We start from the raw sequence: 14,740 nt of genomic DNA on the forward strand, positions 1-14,740 counted from the left end.
CCCCGCTCGTTTAGCTGGGCGGGCCGCAGGGCATGTAGTATAACTACAAGGCAGCTACATCCCGTCCGAGTCTTCATAACTGAGTCCTGCCCTTTGAACCTGTTGCACCACATTGCCCAGTCACGCCATCTGTTGCGTAAGTCGGAACTCAAGGTTGCCGACCACGTGCTGCTTGACCCTGCGGCTGTGATGCACAGCTCCATGGCTGACCTGGCACATAACGTTGGTATCAGCGAGCCCACCATCGTGCGGTTTTGCCGCGCCATTGGCTGTACCGGCTTTCAGGATCTTAAGCTCAAGCTGGCACAAAGCCTGGCCGCTGGCGCCAGCTTCGGTCAGTTCGCGATCCACGAAGATGACTCGGTCGCTGACTACAGTCTTAAAATTTTCGACACCACGCTGCACACGTTGATGGAGGTTCGTGAACATCTCGATCCCCACGCGTTGCAGTTGGCGGTGACGGCGATGGCGTCGGCTCAGCGTGTGGAGTTTTATGGTTTTGGGGCTTCCGGCGCGGTGGCAGCGGATGCGCAGCACAAGTTCTTCCGCCTGCTGTTGACGGCCGCCGCGTACTCCGACCCGCACATGCAGGCCATGTCGGCGGTGACGCTCAAGCCCAGTGATGTCGCGATCTGCATCTCTCAATCAGGGCGCTCGAAAGACCTGTTGATCACCGCGAATCTGGTCCGTGAAAGCGGCGCCACGCTGGTGACCTTGTGTCCGAGCCAGACCCCATTGGCAGAATTGGCGACGATCAATCTGGCCATCGATGTTCACGAAGACACAGAGATCTATACGCCATTGACCTCGCGTATCGCCCACCTTGTGGTGATCGATGTGCTGGCGATGGGCGTTGCCATGGCGCGGGGGCCGAGCCTGGTCAACCACCTTAAAAGCGTAAAACGTAGCTTGCGCAGCCTTCGTCTGTCGCCCAAATCAGTCAAGGCGCTCGACGACTGATTTCTGGATACCCCGTCTTCGCAACGTCGCAAAGCTTTCATCGTCCTGTCATCTAATCGCCGCGCAACCGTCATTGCTGGCGATCATGCTTAAGCTCCCGCAAAACGCAATGGGAGACAGGATATGCCTCGGCACTACGATGACTCGCAGCAGCGCACCACCAGCGCTACCTCCGTTAATACGTCCAAGCACACCCGGCGACAGCAGGAAGATCAGCGGCGCATGGAATTCCGTCGCGCGATTGAAAGTTACTCTGAGCAGCGCCAACTGGCGAAGAAGCTTTCCGACTATTTTGAGTTGGGTGATGTTGGCGAGTTTGGCTCACTTAATGTGTGGCAGGCGGCCTAGGAAGGCTCCCGTCGAAACGCTCAGCAAGCCGGCTGATCTGCGCACGTTCGGTGCGGATGAACGCAAGAAAGGCATGCGCGACCGGCGACAACCGTTTGGCCTTGGCTTGCACCACGCACCAGCTGCGGTACAGCGGCAATTCGGCCACCGGAAGCTCGCGCAGCGTGCCGGTGGCCAGCTCCAGGTTCAGCGCATGGCGAGTCAACAGCGCCACGCCCAAACCCGCCACCACGCATTCGCGTTGGGCTTCCGCCGAGGAAACCTCAAGGGTTTGCGTGAAGTGCACACGCTTCTCCTTGAAATACTCCTCACAGGCTCTGCGCGTGCCTGAACCGGTTTCGCGGATCAACAGGGGGTAGGGCTCAAGGTCTTTCAGCGTCAACTGTTCTGCCTGACACAGCGGATGATCCGACGGCGCCACCGCGACGATAGGGTTATTGAGGAAGGGCATGAATTCCAGGCCCATGTCCTGCGGCACCATCGACATAATCGCCAGATCATCACGGTTGTCCGACAGGCGTTTGATCACCTGTGCACGATTGACCACGGTCAGGTTCAGCATCACTTCGGGGTGTTGGCGCTTGAACGCGGCAAACAGATGCGGCACAAAGTATTTAGCGCTGGATTCGATGGCCAGTTTGAGTTGCCCTTGCAGTGAGCCTTGCATGTCCGACAACTGCATATCCAGGCTTTCCAGGCGCCCGAAAATGTCGCGACTGGCGGCTTGTAACGCTTCGGCGGCCTCCGTCAGGTACAGCTTTTTGCTGACGTATTCGAACAGCGGCTGGCCAATCAGCTCTTCCAGTTGACGAATCTGTAGGCTAACAGCTGGTTGTGTGAGGGACATTTCATCGGCGGCGCGGCTGTAAGACCTTAGGTCACAGACCTCATTGAACGTCCGTAATTGACGCAATGTCATACGCATCAATGACTTACGCATAATAGACACCTCTGGAGATGGCTGAAAAAGCTAACTATAAGGTTTTACTTATGTATATCCCAACTTTTATTGATTTTTGTTAATCCCTCTGCAGGCATAGGGTGGCTATCGCAATGTAACCGTATGCAACACGCGGCTACACGCCGACCGGCCCAGCCGGTTCGTCTGTTCTAACGGTCGAGGAAACGCCAGTGATAACAAAAATCCTGATCGCCAACCGCGGTGAAATTGCTGTCCGGATCGTGCGCGCCTGCGCCGAGATGGGCATTCGCTCGGTTGCGGTCTATTCCGACGCCGACCGCCATGCGCTGCATGTCAAACGGGCCGACGAAGCCCACAGCATTGGTGCTGAACCGCTTGCGGGTTATCTGAACCCGCGCAAGCTGGTCAACCTGGCAGTGGAAACCGGTTGTGATGCCTTGCATCCCGGTTATGGTTTTCTCTCGGAAAACGCCGAACTGGCAGATATCTGCGTCGAGCGCGGAATCAAATTCATCGGTCCGTCGGCAGAAGTCATTCGCCGCATGGGCGACAAGACCGAAGCACGCCGCAGCATGATCAAGGCCGGCGTGCCGGTGACGCCCGGTACTGAAGGCAACGTTGCCGATATCGCTGAAGCGCTGGTCGAAGGCGAACGCCTGGGTTATCCGGTGATGCTCAAGGCGACGTCAGGTGGCGGCGGCCGGGGTATCCGGCGCTGTAACAGCCCTGAAGAGCTGGAGCAGGCGTTCCCTCGGGTGATCTCGGAAGCGACCAAAGCGTTTGGCTCGGCGGAAGTCTTCCTCGAAAAATGCATCGTCAACCCCAAGCACATCGAAGCGCAGATCCTCGGCGACAGCTTTGGCAATGTCGTGCACCTGTTCGAGCGCGATTGCTCGATCCAGCGTCGTAACCAGAAGCTGATCGAAATAGCCCCCAGCCCGCAACTGACCCCGGAACAGCGCGCTTATATCGGCGACCTGTCGGTGCGTGCGGCCAAGGCCGTGGGCTACGAGAACGCTGGCACTGTGGAGTTCCTGCTCGCCGAGGGCGAGGTGTATTTCATGGAGATGAACACTCGGGTGCAGGTGGAACACACCATCACCGAAGAAATCACCGGCATCGATATTGTCCGTGAGCAGATCCGCATCGCCTCTGGCCTGCCGCTCTCGGTCAAGCAGGAAGACATCATTCACCGTGGCTTCGCCCTGCAATTTCGGATCAACGCTGAAGACCCGAAAAACAACTTCCTGCCCAGCTTTGGCAAGATCACCCGTTACTACGCGCCCGGCGGCCCTGGTGTGCGTACCGACACGGCGATCTACACCGGCTACACGATTCCGCCGTACTACGACTCGATGTGCCTGAAGCTGATCGTTTGGGCGCTGACGTGGGAAGAGGCCATGGACCGTGGCTTGCGCGCCTTGGACGACATGCGTCTGCAGGGGGTCAAGACCACCGCCGCGTACTACCAGGAAATCCTGCGTAACCCGGAATTCCGTAGTGGTCAGTTCAATACCAGTTTCGTCGAAAGCCACCCCGAACTGACCAACTACTCGATCAAGCGCAAACCCGAAGAGCTGGCTTTGGCCATCGCCGCCGCCATTGCCGCCCACGCAGGCCTGTGAGGAATACACCCATGTCTAAAAAGATCCATGTAACTGACACTATCCTGCGTGACGCCCACCAGTCGCTGCTCGCCACCCGCATGCGCACCGAAGACATGCTGCCAATCTGCGACAAGCTTGACCAAGTCGGCTATTGGTCGCTGGAAGTCTGGGGCGGCGCCACGTTCGACGCCTGCGTACGCTTTTTGAAGGAAGACCCGTGGGAGCGTCTGCGCAAGCTTCGCGCGGCGTTGCCTAACACGCGTCTGCAAATGCTCCTGCGCGGGCAGAACCTGCTGGGCTACCGCCACTACAGCGACGACGTGGTCCGTGCATTTGTCGCCAAGGCGGCGGTCAATGGTATCGACGTGTTCCGCATTTTTGATGCGATGAACGACGTTCGTAACCTGCGTGTGTCCATCGAAGCGGTCAAGGCGGCCGGTAAGCACGCTCAGGGCACGATCGCTTACACCACCAGCCCAGTTCACACCATTGACGCTTTCGTGGCTCAGGCCAAGCAAATGGAAGCCATGGGCTGCGACTCGGTGGCCATCAAGGACATGGCCGGCTTGCTGACGCCGTTTGCCACGGGTGAGTTGGTCAAGGCGCTTAAAGCCGAGCAATCGCTGCCAGTGTTCATCCATTCCCACGACACGGCCGGCCTGGCCGCCATGTGTCAGCTCAAGGCCATTGAAAACGGCGCGGATCATATCGACACCGCGATCTCCAGCTTCGCGTGGGGCACCAGCCATCCTGGCACTGAGTCGATGGTCGCCGCGCTCAAGGGCAGCGAATTCGATACCGGTTTGAACCTGGAGTTGTTGCAGGAAATCGGCTTGTACTTCTATGCCGTACGTAAGAAGTATCACCAGTTCGAAAGTGAATTCACTGCGGTCGATACCCGCGTGCAGGTCAATCAGGTGCCGGGCGGGATGATCTCCAACCTCGCCAACCAGCTCAAAGAGCAGGGCGCGTTGAACCGTATGAGCGAAGTGCTCGCCGAGATCCCGCGAGTCCGCAAAGACCTTGGCTACCCGCCGCTGGTCACCCCGACGTCGCAGATCGTCGGCACCCAAGCGTTTTTCAACGTGCTGGCTGGCGAACGTTACAAAACCATCACCAACGAAGTGAAGCTCTACCTGCAAGGCGGCTACGGCAAGGCGCCAGGTTTGGTCGATGAAAAGCTGCGCCGTCAGGCCATTGGCAACGAAGAACTGATCGACGTGCGCCCAGCTGACTTGCTCAAGCCTGAGATGGTCAAGCTGCGCCTGGAGATCGGCGCGGTGGCCAAGTCCGAAGAAGATGTCCTGACTTACGCGATGTTCCCGGACATTGGGCGCAAGTTCCTCGAAGAACGCGAAGCCGGCACCTTAACCCCTGAAGTGCTGCTGCCAATTCCGGAAGCGGGCGGCATAAGCAAAGCAGGCGGCGAAGGTGTACCGACCGAATTCGTAATCGATGTGCACGGCGAAAGCTACCGCGTCGACATTACCGGCGTCGGCGTCAAGGCCGAGGGCAAGCGTCATTTCTACCTGACCATCGACGGCATGCCGGAAGAGGTGGTGTTCGAGCCCCTCAACGAGTTTGTCAGCGGCGGCGCCAGCAAGCGTGCTCAAGCAACCTTGCCGGGTCACATCAGCACCACCATGCCGGGCAATATCGTCGACGTACTGGTCAAGGTCGGGGACAGGGTCAAGGCCGGTCAGGCAGTGCTGATCAGCGAAGCGATGAAGATGGAGACCGAAGTGCAGGCCCCCATCGCCGGCAAGGTCACCGCGATTCACGTCGCCAAAGGTGATCGGGTCAATCCCGGTGAAATCCTCGTGGAAATCGAGGGCTAATTCGATACGCGTTTAACGGTTTACTCTGGGGGGAGCACATGTGGCTCCCCTTTTTTTTGTCTTTTTTTCAGGCACTGACTCGTCCTGAAAAAGGTTCAATTTTCAGCCAACGCTGAGCCCCTGTGGAGCTGACTTGTCTGCGAAGACCAGGCAACCTGATGGGTCAGGTACTCCACGCCGCATGGCCTTCGCAGGCAAGACTACGCGTCCCGGAAGCTCTCCAGCGCTCTCACTTGCTGCCCATCCCGGAAGTTATCCAGCGCCAGCCAGCCTTCAAACGCTGCCTGGAGTGCAGGCCATTCTTTATCGGTGATCGAGTACCACGTGGTGTCGCGGTTCCGGTCTTTGATGACCATGTGCTGACGGAACGTGCCTTCAAAAGTGAAGCCGAAGCGCTCGGCGGCGCGTTTGGAGCGCTGATTAGCGTCGTCACATTTCCACTCCAGACGCCGATTGCCCAAGGCAAACGCTGTCTTGGCCAGCAAGTAAATCGTCTCGGTGCCCTTGGGCGTGCGCTGCATGGCAGCGCCAAACATGACATGACCAATCTCTATCCGGCCATGGGCGGGGACGATGGACATCAGGCTCAGGTAGCCATCGACAACGTTTGTCTGCTGATCGACCACGCTGTAGAACCACGGATCAGTGTCGGCGGCGTGACGATTCAGCCACGCATCGAATTCACTTCGCTCGAAAAACGGCCCATAGGGCAAATAGTCCCACAGCACTGGGTCCGAGGCTGGGCCTTGAAGTGCTGTCCATAGATCGTCGCCGTGACGCACCGGGTCGAGTTTTTCCAGGCGGATGAAGCGACCTTCAAGCGTCCTGTTATCCGGCAGCGTCGCGGGTTGCCAGTGCAGTTCAGTGGTGGCCATGCGCAGGTCTCCGTCCTAGATTGCTTTACGAAATTGGATGAAGCCTGGGCGTTCGGCGATGCGTTCGTACAGCTGAATGGCCGTGGCGTTGGTTTCGTGGGTCAACCAATGCACTTTGTCGCAGCCGGCATCATGCGCCGTGGCGTAGACGAACTCGATCAACTGCCGCCCGACGCCGGTGCCGCGTTGCTCGGGCACCACAATCAGGTCTTGCAGGTAACACGCGTTCTTGATGCTCCAGTTGGAGCGGTGGTAGATGAAATGAACCATGCCAATGGCTTTGCCGTCTTCCCAGGCCAGCGCGGCGTTGGTCGGCTCGCTGGGGTCGAGAATGCGCTGCCAGGTGCTTTCAATGACGCTGTCTGCCAGTTCAGTGTTGTAGAACGTCAGGTACGACTTCCATAGCGGCAGCCATGCAGCGTGGTCTTCCTGGGTGACGGGGCGTATCTGGACATCGGTCATCGTGGGTTCCTTAGCGCATCAAGTTGGCGATTTCGTGATCATTGGGTTCAGTGCTGGCAGCCAATCCGTCACGCACGCCAGCAATATCTGCCGCGCTGCGGTTCTGGGTGAGTTTGCGTTTGCCTTCCAGTCGGCTGATAGGCACTGCAAAGCCGACGATGGCGCCGAGCATCTTGTCGATATAGTCGGCGGGCGCGTCCTCCAGTGTCCAGGGCTTGGCGCGACCCGTTTCATGCTTCTCAGTCAGCGCGCGGACCAGGTCGCGCAGGCGATGGGGGTCGTGGAACACCTCCGCCACGCCGTAGGCATGGACCGCGAGGTAGTTCCAGGTCGGGACCGCTTGGCCGTGTTCAGCCTTGCTCGGGTAAAACGACGGGCTGACGTAAGCGTCCGGCCCCGCAAAGATGAGCAAGGCCTCGGCGCCGGCCGCCAGTTCCTGCCATTGCGGATTGGCTTTGGCCAGGTGCCCATGCAGCGTTCCGTAAGGCCCTTGCTCAGGACTGAGCAGCAGGGGGATGTGATTGGCCAGGAGGCCTTGGGCGCCATGGGTCACAAGAATGCCCAAGCGCGTGCCTTCGATTTGCCGATGAAGGGTGGAAAGGTCGTCTTCGTTGAATGCGCGGGGTATGTACATAAAGCTTTTCCTTGGCTGATGGCTAAATCCTAGGCAGGCTATTGGTTGGTTGTAAGAGCCATTCCCAATCAATTTCATAGGGCCAATGTCATGTCCGCCAGTGCGCTGTCTTTTCCGTTCAATCTTGCGGGCATCGAACTTGATCGACGTCGTGGACTCAGCCGGCAGCTGTATCAACTCCTGCGCCAGCGCATCCTCGACGGTGGTTTGAGCAGCGGCACGCGCCTGCCGGCCACCCGTGATTTGGCGACGTCACTGTCCATTTCGCGCAACAGCGTGATGCGCGCCTACGACCAGCTCTATGCCGAGGGTTTCATCGAAGGCCGTATAGGGGATGGCACTTACGTTGCGCAGTTGCCGACAAAACCGAGCGCGACGAAGCGCTCCTCCAATTATTTATCCACCAAACTGTCCACAGGGTTATCAACAGGCTTACCCACAGGTTTATCCACAATTTTGCCCGAAATGGCTGACGTTTTATCCAGTAAAGTTATCCACAGTTCGGCGCTGAATCTCCTTGAACAACATCATTTACCCAAGCCCCGGGGCGATGCGCCACGGGCTTTTCGGGTGGGTGTGCCAGCGTTTGACCTGTTCCCTTTTAGTGTTTGGGGCAAGTTACAGGCGGCATTTTGGCGAAAACCGGACCTGGGGAAGTTGGGGTATGGAGAGCCCGCCGGGGATTGGCGCCTGCGTGAATTGATTTCAGCGTATTTGCGCAGCTCGCGGGGCCTTCATTGCAGCGCTGAGCAAATAGTGATCACCAGCGGGGCGCAGCAAGCAATTAGCCTTTGTGCACAGCTGTTGTTGGAGCCGGGTGATGCTGTCGCGGTGGAGAATCCCGGCTATCGCGCGGCCGGTCATGCGTTCGCCATCGCCGGTGCGCGCCTGCACGGTATCGCGGTGGATAACGAGGGGATGTGTTGCGCGCAACTGCTGCACAGCGATTGCACGCTGGCCTACGTCACGCCATCACACCAATACCCCACGGGCGTGACCATGAGCCTGGCACGGCGCCTGGAGTTGCTGGCCTGGGCCGAGCGCACCCAAGGCTGGATCGTCGAGGACGATTACGACGGCGAGTACCGCTACAGCGGCGCGCCTTTGGCTCCCTTGGCGGCACTGGATCGGCATGGGCGCGTGTTATATGTCGGCACCTTCGGCAAGATCGCCTTTCCAGCGTTGCGTCTGGGGTATCTGGTGCTGCCATTGGCGCTGGTGAGTGCGTTCGGTCAGCGGCGAGCGCTGGACATGCGGCACTCCGAAGTCAGCACTCAGGCGGTGATGGCTGAGTTCATTGCTGCCGGGCATTTCCAGCGACACATCCGCCGCATGCGCCGTGCGGCCTTGAGTCGTCGCGATGCGCTGTTGGCAGGCTGGCCTGAAGACGTGCCTGGTTGTGGCGCGATGCCCAAAGTAGTGGCGGGGCTGCACGTCGCCGTGACCGTGGACAGCCTGGCTCGCGAGCGCGAGCTGGTGGCCAAGGCCGAAAGCGTCGGCGTCGAGATCAACCCGCTGAGCAGCTATTGGCTGCCAGAGTCGAGTGAGCCCGAGGACAGCCGCGCAGGCCTGGTGCTGGGTTTTGCTGCCGTGCCGGAGCCTCGTATTGGTGAGGCGTTGGTCAAGCTGCACAGGGTCTGGAAAGAGTAAGGGCTTTATACGTGGCGCCGTCTACATGACCGGTGAGGATCATCGGCGCTCACGCACGTTACTTGGCCAATTGCTCCTTAGCCACCTTCACGATGTTATCCACCGTGAAACCAAACTTGGCTTGCAGCTTCTCAATCGGCGCCGAGGCCCCGAAGGAGTTCATGACCACCTTGGCGCCGGTGTTGCCAACGTACCGATCCCAGCCCACGGGGCCTGCCTGCTCGACCACCACTCGGGCACTGACGCTCGGCGGCAGTACGCTGTCGCGATAAGCCTGGTCCTGGTCTTCGAACAGCTCCCAACTGGGCATTGAAACCACCCGCACCGCCACGCCTTCGGACGTGAGTCTTTCGTACGCTTCCACGGTCATGCCCACTTCGCTACCGGTGGCGATCAGGATTATCGAAGGCCGCCCTTTGCCAGCATCACCCAGCACATAGGCGCCGCGCGCGGTGCCTTCAGCCGAGGCATAGCGCGTACGGTCCAGGGTCGGCAGCGGTTGGCGCGACAGCACAATGCACGAAGGCCGATGGGTTTGCGCCAGTGCCACTTTCCAGGCTTGGGTGGTTTCGTTGGCATCGCCGGGGCGCAGGGTCAGCAGGCCGGGTGTGGCCCGGAGCTGGGTCAGCTGTTCGATGGGCTGGTGAGTCGGGCCGTCTTCGCCCACACCAATGGAGTCGTGGGTAAAGACAAAAATCACCGGCAGCTCCATGATCGACGCCAGGCGAATCGGCGGTTTCATGTAGTCGCTGAACACCAGAAACGTTGAGGTGTAAGGGCGAATGTAAGACAGCGCCAGGCCATTGGCGATGGAGCCCATGGCGTGTTCGCGGATGCCGAAGTGCAGGTTGCGGCCGCCGTAGTTTTGCGCTGAATAGCTGCCAGCGCCGTCGAACGTGAGATTGGTTTTGGTCGATGGCGACAGGTCAGCCGAGCCGCCGATCAGCCACGGGATTTTCGCGGCGAAGGCATTGAGTACTTTGCCACCCGAGGCGCGGGAGGCGATCCCCTTGGCATCGGTCTCGAATTTTTCAAGTTCGTCCTGCCACTGATCAGGCATCTCACCGGCACGCATGCGCCGCAATTGATCGGCCAGTGCCGGGTCGTCACGGCCCAGGTCGGCGAGGGTCTTTTGCCACGCCTCGTAGTCAGGGGCGTTGCGCTCGATCAGCGAGTCGCGCAGATAATCGCGTGCGTCGTCCGGGACGAGGAAGCTAGCGTTCTCATCCCAGCCATAGAATTTTTTAGTCAGGCGAATCTCTTCGACACCCAAGGGTTCGCCGTGGGCGGCCGACGTGTTGTGCTTATGGGGAGAGCCATAGCCGATCACGCTGTCGACCACGATCAAGGTTGGGGCGTCTTGAGTTCTTTTGAATATCTCCAAGGCCTTGGCGAGCGCAACCGTGTCATTGGCGTCGGTGACATGCAGCGTGTTCCAGCCGTAGCCTTTGAAGCGAGTCTGAATGTCTTCGTCGAACGCCAGTTCGGTATGGCCTTCGATGGTGATGGTGTTGTTGTCGTAGATCCAACACAGGTTGGCGAGTTTGAGGTGTCCGGCAATCGAGGCCGCTTCCCCGGTCACGCCTTCCATCATGTCGCCATCGCCACACACGGCATAAACGCTGTAGTCGAACAGCGTCGAGTCGGGGCGATTGAAACGTGTCCCCAGCCATCGCTCGGCCATCGCCATGCCGACGCTATTGGCGCAGCCCTGGCCGAGTGGCCCGGTGGTGGTTTCGACACCCGTGGTCATGCGGTATTCCGGATGGCCGGGGGTCTTGGAGTCGAGTTGGCGAAACTGTTTGATGTCTTCCAGGCTGACCGCCGGTTTGCCTGACGGCTTGCCGTGTTCGTCGATCTCAATCACGCCTGCCAGGTGCAGCAGCGAATACAAAAGCATCGACGCGTGGCCGACGGAGAGCACGAAGCGGTCGCGATTAGGCCAGTCGGGGTGCTCAGGGTGATAGCGAAGAAATTGGTTCCAGACCGTGTAGCCCACCGGTGCCAGCGCCATGGGCGTACCGGGGTGGCCGGAATTGGCCTTCTGCACAGCGTCCATGGCAAGCGTGCGGATGGTGTTGATGCACAGTTGGTCGGTGGTGGAAGACGTTGAAGACGATCCCATTTGAATTAACCCTCGGTGACGTGCTGCCAGACATCCAGATAAATGGGAGCACGGGGAGGGTAGGTTTGTTCCTTGAAAATGCAGACAGCCTGGCAGGTCGTCTTCGCGAATGAATTCGCTCCCACTGTGAGGTTGTGTTTTCCACAAGACCTACGGTGAACATTAATCTTGTGCAGGCTGTGTGGGAGATTCTATGGTGGTGATCAAGCCATAATCGCGCTTTTGGTTTGATATGTGCTCTGGTTTTTCAACAGGGAGAACGCTACTCGTGCGAGTTTTCGGGCAAGCATAACCAGTACTTGGGTTGTCGCTTTGCCCCCACTCCGGTGTTCTTCGTAGAAACCTTTCCAGGCCGCAGATCGACTCGCCGACATGGCTGCGTTGTGCAGCAGTCGGCGAATTTCAGAGCATCCTCGTTTTGTCAGTCGTCGCCGACCATTCTTTTGTCCTGAGTCTGAGACCCTTAAATCTAATCCCAAAAAAGCGATGTAGCTGTCGGCACTGGAAAATTTGCCTCGGACAAATGCCATAACCAGCGCAGTAGCGGTTAGAAAACCAATGCCCTCTACGGCCTGACACCGAGTCACTTGCTCAAGCAAACCGGCCTCGCGCAAGACCTCCTTGAGCATTTTCTGCACAATCAGATCCAGGCGCTCCATCGACTTAGTGAATTCGGCAAACGCTGTTTTCAACAGGGCATCATTTGACCAGCTTTGCGTCAGACTCGTCTTGGCCTGAACCAACGCAGCTCGGCGCCGCAGAAGGCTTTGCAGCTTGCCATAGACCGCTGGTGGCGGTGTCCAGGGACGTAAATCCTTGCCTTCGTTGGTGAGGAAGCGGGCCAGCAAGCGAGCGTCGGAAGCATCGGTTTTGCTTCGGCCGCCCACGCCTTTTCGATAGTTACTGAGCTGGTAGCCGTCGACGATGTAGATATCAAAGCCCGCTTCATAAGCCAGCTCCACTACATCGTGGTGATAAATATTGGTCGCCTCAATCGCGATCGCGGTAGCGGCTGACAACGTTTTAAGCCAGCGCTTGATCGCAGGTCTTTGATTAACAATCGCCTCAAGCAAATCAAGGTCTGCTTGATAAGTGACGAGCTCTAATTTGGCAGTATCTATGCCCACGACAGACTTCACGACTGGGTTTGCCATGGACGGCGCTCCGCGATAAGGTTTCAGGACTTGTTGGGGTTTCACCAAGAGGCGCAGGCTTGTTTCTATCGTCGCTCTTACACGATGCATTCTTTATCGGCGCTTTGGTGGAAGGGGTGGGGCGAGGTCTCCCACGGTCTGTACTGTGTCAGCAGTCAGAAGCGAATTGTTCGTCCCACCACCCCTTCAAGTCCTACCATACAAGCGAATTTATTCGCGAAGGCGGCCCAGCGGTTACCGCAACTCCCCACACCTGAGGGAGCAGGCAGGCCTGCTTCCTCAGAGATATGCGATCCATTGTGGGAGGCTTGCCTGCGAAGGCCGCGCTGCGGTGTAACGGATGGACTGCGCCGTACGGCCTTCGCAGGCGAGTTAGCTTCTACAGATGGCGACTAAATGCCCAGTCCAGCCATTGCTATTCTGCTTTTGTAGTTCAACAAAACCCTAGTCCCGCACGCCTTGTAAATATGAGTATCATCCTTCAGCTGTTTCACGAACCGCTTTATTGCTGACTTCGCCAATTGCGTTAACGCACTTCCAAACGTTATAGGCTCAGGCACTAAAACCATGGCCGCAGTACAACTTCGCATCTCCCTCATCATTTCCATGACCAGATTCAGCAGCTCGTCGGTCATGTCCCAATTATTTGCTTGTAGGCCATACCAAGCCACTAGCACCTCTCGCAGCTCCTGCTTTTCACTTTCGTCCATTTTTTACAAATTCCTTTTCTTGATGCTTTGTAGAACGGTTAACGCTCTTTCTCTCGTTCCTTTCACGCTAATGAGGTGGGTCGAATTGTTTGAAAAATACAGCATTCGGTATTCGGCATCGGAACGGGAGGCGTCCTGAAATATGACGTCAACGCCTTTGCCCACGCTGTAAAGCGTCAATTGGGCATGACAGTCAAGGTTCAGGTCAGAGCGCATTCCTTTAATGAGTTTCTGATCGCTTGCGTTTAGATCGTCGAGGGTATCAACGCCGTATAAATATCGATCAAGTGCGGCGGTTGAAAGCTTGCGAGTGGTGAGCTGGGGCAGCATTTGAGCGACGCTTATATCCGAGACAAACTGGTAGCTGACATATTCTTTTTCCGGATAGACAGCCATCACGCCTTCAAACGCCAAAAGCGCAGTCGGTTTTTCAGGTAAATTAAATTGGTAGGGGCCCGTAATAACGGGCACGTCGTTACCCTGCTCATAGGACAGCGTTTTTGATTGCAAGGGTGGGAGTGAACAGCTGTCGGCCCAGGCAGGAGAGGTCAGGCATGAAACAGTTATAGCGACTAAAGATTTACGCATCGGAATTTAGCCTCTCACGGAAGTTGTGAGAATTTGGCTCTTAACTGCATCGCTGACTATCAGGAGCTTCTTTTAGATAGGTAGGAAATTTCCCGATATTTACTGGTCAGGTATTTTTTGCAGTGGATTTCATGATCTGTTCGCGGGCAAGCCTCCTCCTCCAGTTTTGTGCTGGATGGAAACCTGATTTTTCAAAGCGCGCGAAAAATAAATCAGTCCCCTAATTCCCCACACACATCCAGCTCAACCAGGCGTCGCACTTCGGCCTGCGCAAGCCCCGCGCCGAGCAGGGCGTGGAGTTTGCCAAACGCCGCTTCGCGGGTCATGCCGCCACCCGACAACACGCCGACGCCGCGCAGTCGGCTGCCGGCTTCGTAGATGTCCAGTTCGACGCCGCCTTCATGGCACTGGGTAATCGCGACCACGCAGATGCCGCGTTGCCGGGCGCGTTGCAGGCTGGCAAGGAATGCCGGGTTATCACTGGGGCCGGTGCCGCTGCCGTAGCATTCCAGAACCAGCGCCTGAATCCCGCTGTCGAGTAAAGCATCCAGGTGTTGCGCGCTGATGCCGGGAAACAAGGGCAGCACGGCGACGTTGGCGATGCTTTTCGGCTGACGATAATCCAGCGCTGACGATGGGCCGCCGAATCCTCTGAACAAAACTCATTCGAACCCTTGGGCGTGGTGCCCGTGTTGTCTTCGAATGAGGTAGTCACTTGCCGCGTGCAATCATCGAGAAGTACCGATTTTTAATCAAAACCCTGTCCTGTGTAGGTTGGTCGCTGGTCTGGCTCTTGGTTTGGAATGTCATTGTCACGATCGATTTTATGCTTTACCTGGAGCGTAAGATCTCGATGATCGATTCTCT

Annotated in this window: 13 protein-coding genes and 2 pseudogenes; 6 read left to right on the plus strand and 9 right to left on the minus strand. The window is 57.7% G+C overall.

Annotated elements, in window-relative coordinates; translation table 11 throughout:
• Window positions 1-93: 93 nt before the first annotated feature.
• Together hexR and AC1ME2_RS14030 are read left to right on the plus strand one after the other, a co-directional pair.
• Window positions 94-960 (plus strand): transcriptional regulator HexR, encoded by an 867-nt coding sequence (gene hexR / locus AC1ME2_RS14025; RefSeq protein WP_219064596.1) that lies wholly within the window; start codon window positions 94-96, stop codon window positions 958-960.
• A gap of 123 nt (window positions 961-1,083) precedes the next feature.
• A complete protein-coding gene (locus tag AC1ME2_RS14030) occupies window positions 1,084-1,308 on the plus strand; it encodes a PA3496 family putative envelope integrity protein (protein ID WP_480434699.1) in 225 nt (74 codons plus the stop codon).
• Here AC1ME2_RS14030 and AC1ME2_RS14035 read toward each other — a convergent pair.
• Window positions 1,286-2,248 (minus strand): LysR family transcriptional regulator, encoded by a 963-nt coding sequence (locus AC1ME2_RS14035; RefSeq protein WP_480434700.1) that lies wholly within the window; start codon window positions 2,246-2,248, stop codon window positions 1,286-1,288. The genes AC1ME2_RS14030 and AC1ME2_RS14035 overlap by 23 nt on opposite strands.
• A 191-nt stretch (window positions 2,249-2,439) precedes the next feature.
• Here AC1ME2_RS14035 and AC1ME2_RS14040 point away from each other — a divergent pair, with 191 nt between their 5' ends.
• Together AC1ME2_RS14040 and oadA are read left to right on the plus strand one after the other, a co-directional pair.
• Window positions 2,440-3,855: an acetyl-CoA carboxylase biotin carboxylase subunit gene (locus tag AC1ME2_RS14040; protein WP_480434701.1), complete on the plus strand. Its 1,416-nt coding sequence runs from the start codon at window positions 2,440-2,442 to the stop codon at window positions 3,853-3,855.
• Window positions 3,856-3,866: 11 nt separating this feature from the next.
• On the plus strand, window positions 3,867-5,675 hold the full coding sequence (gene oadA, locus AC1ME2_RS14045) for a sodium-extruding oxaloacetate decarboxylase subunit alpha (RefSeq protein ID WP_480434702.1): 1,809 nt from the start codon (window positions 3,867-3,869) through the stop codon (window positions 5,673-5,675).
• Between the two features lie 200 nt (window positions 5,676-5,875).
• Here the strand turns inward: oadA and AC1ME2_RS14050 are convergent, their stop codons facing one another.
• Genes AC1ME2_RS14050 through AC1ME2_RS14060 form a run of 3 tightly spaced genes read right to left on the minus strand, consistent with a single transcriptional unit; the run spans window position 5,876 to window position 7,646 of the window.
• Entirely contained in the window at window positions 5,876-6,550 is a 675-nt protein-coding gene (locus tag AC1ME2_RS14050; protein WP_480434704.1) for a GNAT family N-acetyltransferase, read from the minus strand.
• 15 nt (window positions 6,551-6,565) lie between these two features.
• Window positions 6,566-7,012 carry an N-acetyltransferase family protein gene (locus AC1ME2_RS14055; protein WP_480434706.1) on the minus strand — a complete coding sequence of 149 codons (447 nt, stop codon included), beginning with the start codon at window positions 7,010-7,012 and terminating at the stop codon, window positions 6,566-6,568.
• A 10-nt stretch (window positions 7,013-7,022) separates the two neighbouring features.
• Window positions 7,023-7,646, minus strand: coding sequence for an FMN-binding negative transcriptional regulator (locus tag AC1ME2_RS14060; RefSeq protein WP_480434708.1), 624 nt, complete (start codon window positions 7,644-7,646; stop codon window positions 7,023-7,025).
• A gap of 90 nt (window positions 7,647-7,736) precedes the next feature.
• Between AC1ME2_RS14060 and pdxR the strand changes: the two genes are divergently transcribed.
• On the plus strand, window positions 7,737-9,296 hold the full coding sequence (pdxR, locus tag AC1ME2_RS14065) for a MocR-like pyridoxine biosynthesis transcription factor PdxR (RefSeq protein ID WP_480434710.1): 1,560 nt from the start codon (window positions 7,737-7,739) through the stop codon (window positions 9,294-9,296).
• A gap of 58 nt (window positions 9,297-9,354) precedes the next feature.
• Here pdxR and tkt read toward each other — a convergent pair whose 3' ends face one another.
• The 5 genes and pseudogenes from tkt to AC1ME2_RS14090 all read right to left on the minus strand — a co-directional run.
• Complete coding sequence (tkt, locus tag AC1ME2_RS14070; protein WP_480434711.1) at window positions 9,355-11,421, minus strand: transketolase; 2,067 nt, start codon at window positions 11,419-11,421, stop codon at window positions 9,355-9,357.
• A gap of 203 nt (window positions 11,422-11,624) precedes the next feature.
• Entirely contained in the window at window positions 11,625-12,575 is a 951-nt protein-coding gene (locus AC1ME2_RS14075) for an IS110 family RNA-guided transposase (RefSeq protein ID WP_480434712.1), read from the minus strand.
• 392 nt (window positions 12,576-12,967) lie between these two features.
• The gene (locus AC1ME2_RS14080) at window positions 12,968-13,285 is read right to left on the minus strand and encodes a hypothetical protein (protein WP_480434713.1); all 318 of its coding nucleotides are present in this window, start codon (window positions 13,283-13,285) and stop codon (window positions 12,968-12,970) included.
• 3 nt (window positions 13,286-13,288) lie between these two features.
• Window positions 13,289-13,873 carry a hypothetical protein gene (locus tag AC1ME2_RS14085; RefSeq protein ID WP_480434714.1) on the minus strand — a complete coding sequence of 195 codons (585 nt, stop codon included), beginning with the start codon at window positions 13,871-13,873 and terminating at the stop codon, window positions 13,289-13,291.
• A 212-nt stretch (window positions 13,874-14,085) separates the two neighbouring features.
• Window positions 14,086-14,505, minus strand: a pseudogene (locus tag AC1ME2_RS14090) (L-asparaginase family protein); the annotation flags it as partial.
• Between the two features lie 98 nt (window positions 14,506-14,603).
• Here AC1ME2_RS14090 and AC1ME2_RS14095 point away from each other — a divergent pair.
• Window positions 14,604-14,729 (plus strand): annotated as a pseudogene (locus AC1ME2_RS14095) (effector protein); the annotation flags it as partial.
• Window positions 14,730-14,740 lie beyond the last annotated feature (11 nt).

The organism is Pseudomonas sp. ASL9 (genome assembly GCF_056680335.1).

Coding starts and splice junctions, on each gene's coding strand:
- AC1ME2_RS14030 (WP_480434699.1), top strand. CDS start 1,084: ATGCCTCGGCACTACGATGACTCGCAGCAGCGCACCACCAGCGCTACC.
- AC1ME2_RS14035 (WP_480434700.1), bottom strand. CDS start 2,248: ATGCGTAAGTCATTGATGCGTATGACATTGCGTCAATTACGGACGTTC.
- oadA (WP_480434702.1), top strand. CDS start 3,867: ATGTCTAAAAAGATCCATGTAACTGACACTATCCTGCGTGACGCCCAC.
- AC1ME2_RS14050 (WP_480434704.1), bottom strand. CDS start 6,550: ATGGCCACCACTGAACTGCACTGGCAACCCGCGACGCTGCCGGATAAC.
- AC1ME2_RS14055 (WP_480434706.1), bottom strand. CDS start 7,012: ATGACCGATGTCCAGATACGCCCCGTCACCCAGGAAGACCACGCTGCA.
- AC1ME2_RS14060 (WP_480434708.1), bottom strand. CDS start 7,646: ATGTACATACCCCGCGCATTCAACGAAGACGACCTTTCCACCCTTCAT.
- pdxR (WP_480434710.1), top strand. CDS start 7,737: ATGTCCGCCAGTGCGCTGTCTTTTCCGTTCAATCTTGCGGGCATCGAA.
- tkt (WP_480434711.1), bottom strand. CDS start 11,421: ATGGGATCGTCTTCAACGTCTTCCACCACCGACCAACTGTGCATCAAC.
- AC1ME2_RS14075 (WP_480434712.1), bottom strand. CDS start 12,575: ATGGCAAACCCAGTCGTGAAGTCTGTCGTGGGCATAGATACTGCCAAA.
- AC1ME2_RS14080 (WP_480434713.1), bottom strand. CDS start 13,285: ATGGACGAAAGTGAAAAGCAGGAGCTGCGAGAGGTGCTAGTGGCTTGG.
- AC1ME2_RS14085 (WP_480434714.1), bottom strand. CDS start 13,873: ATGCGTAAATCTTTAGTCGCTATAACTGTTTCATGCCTGACCTCTCCT.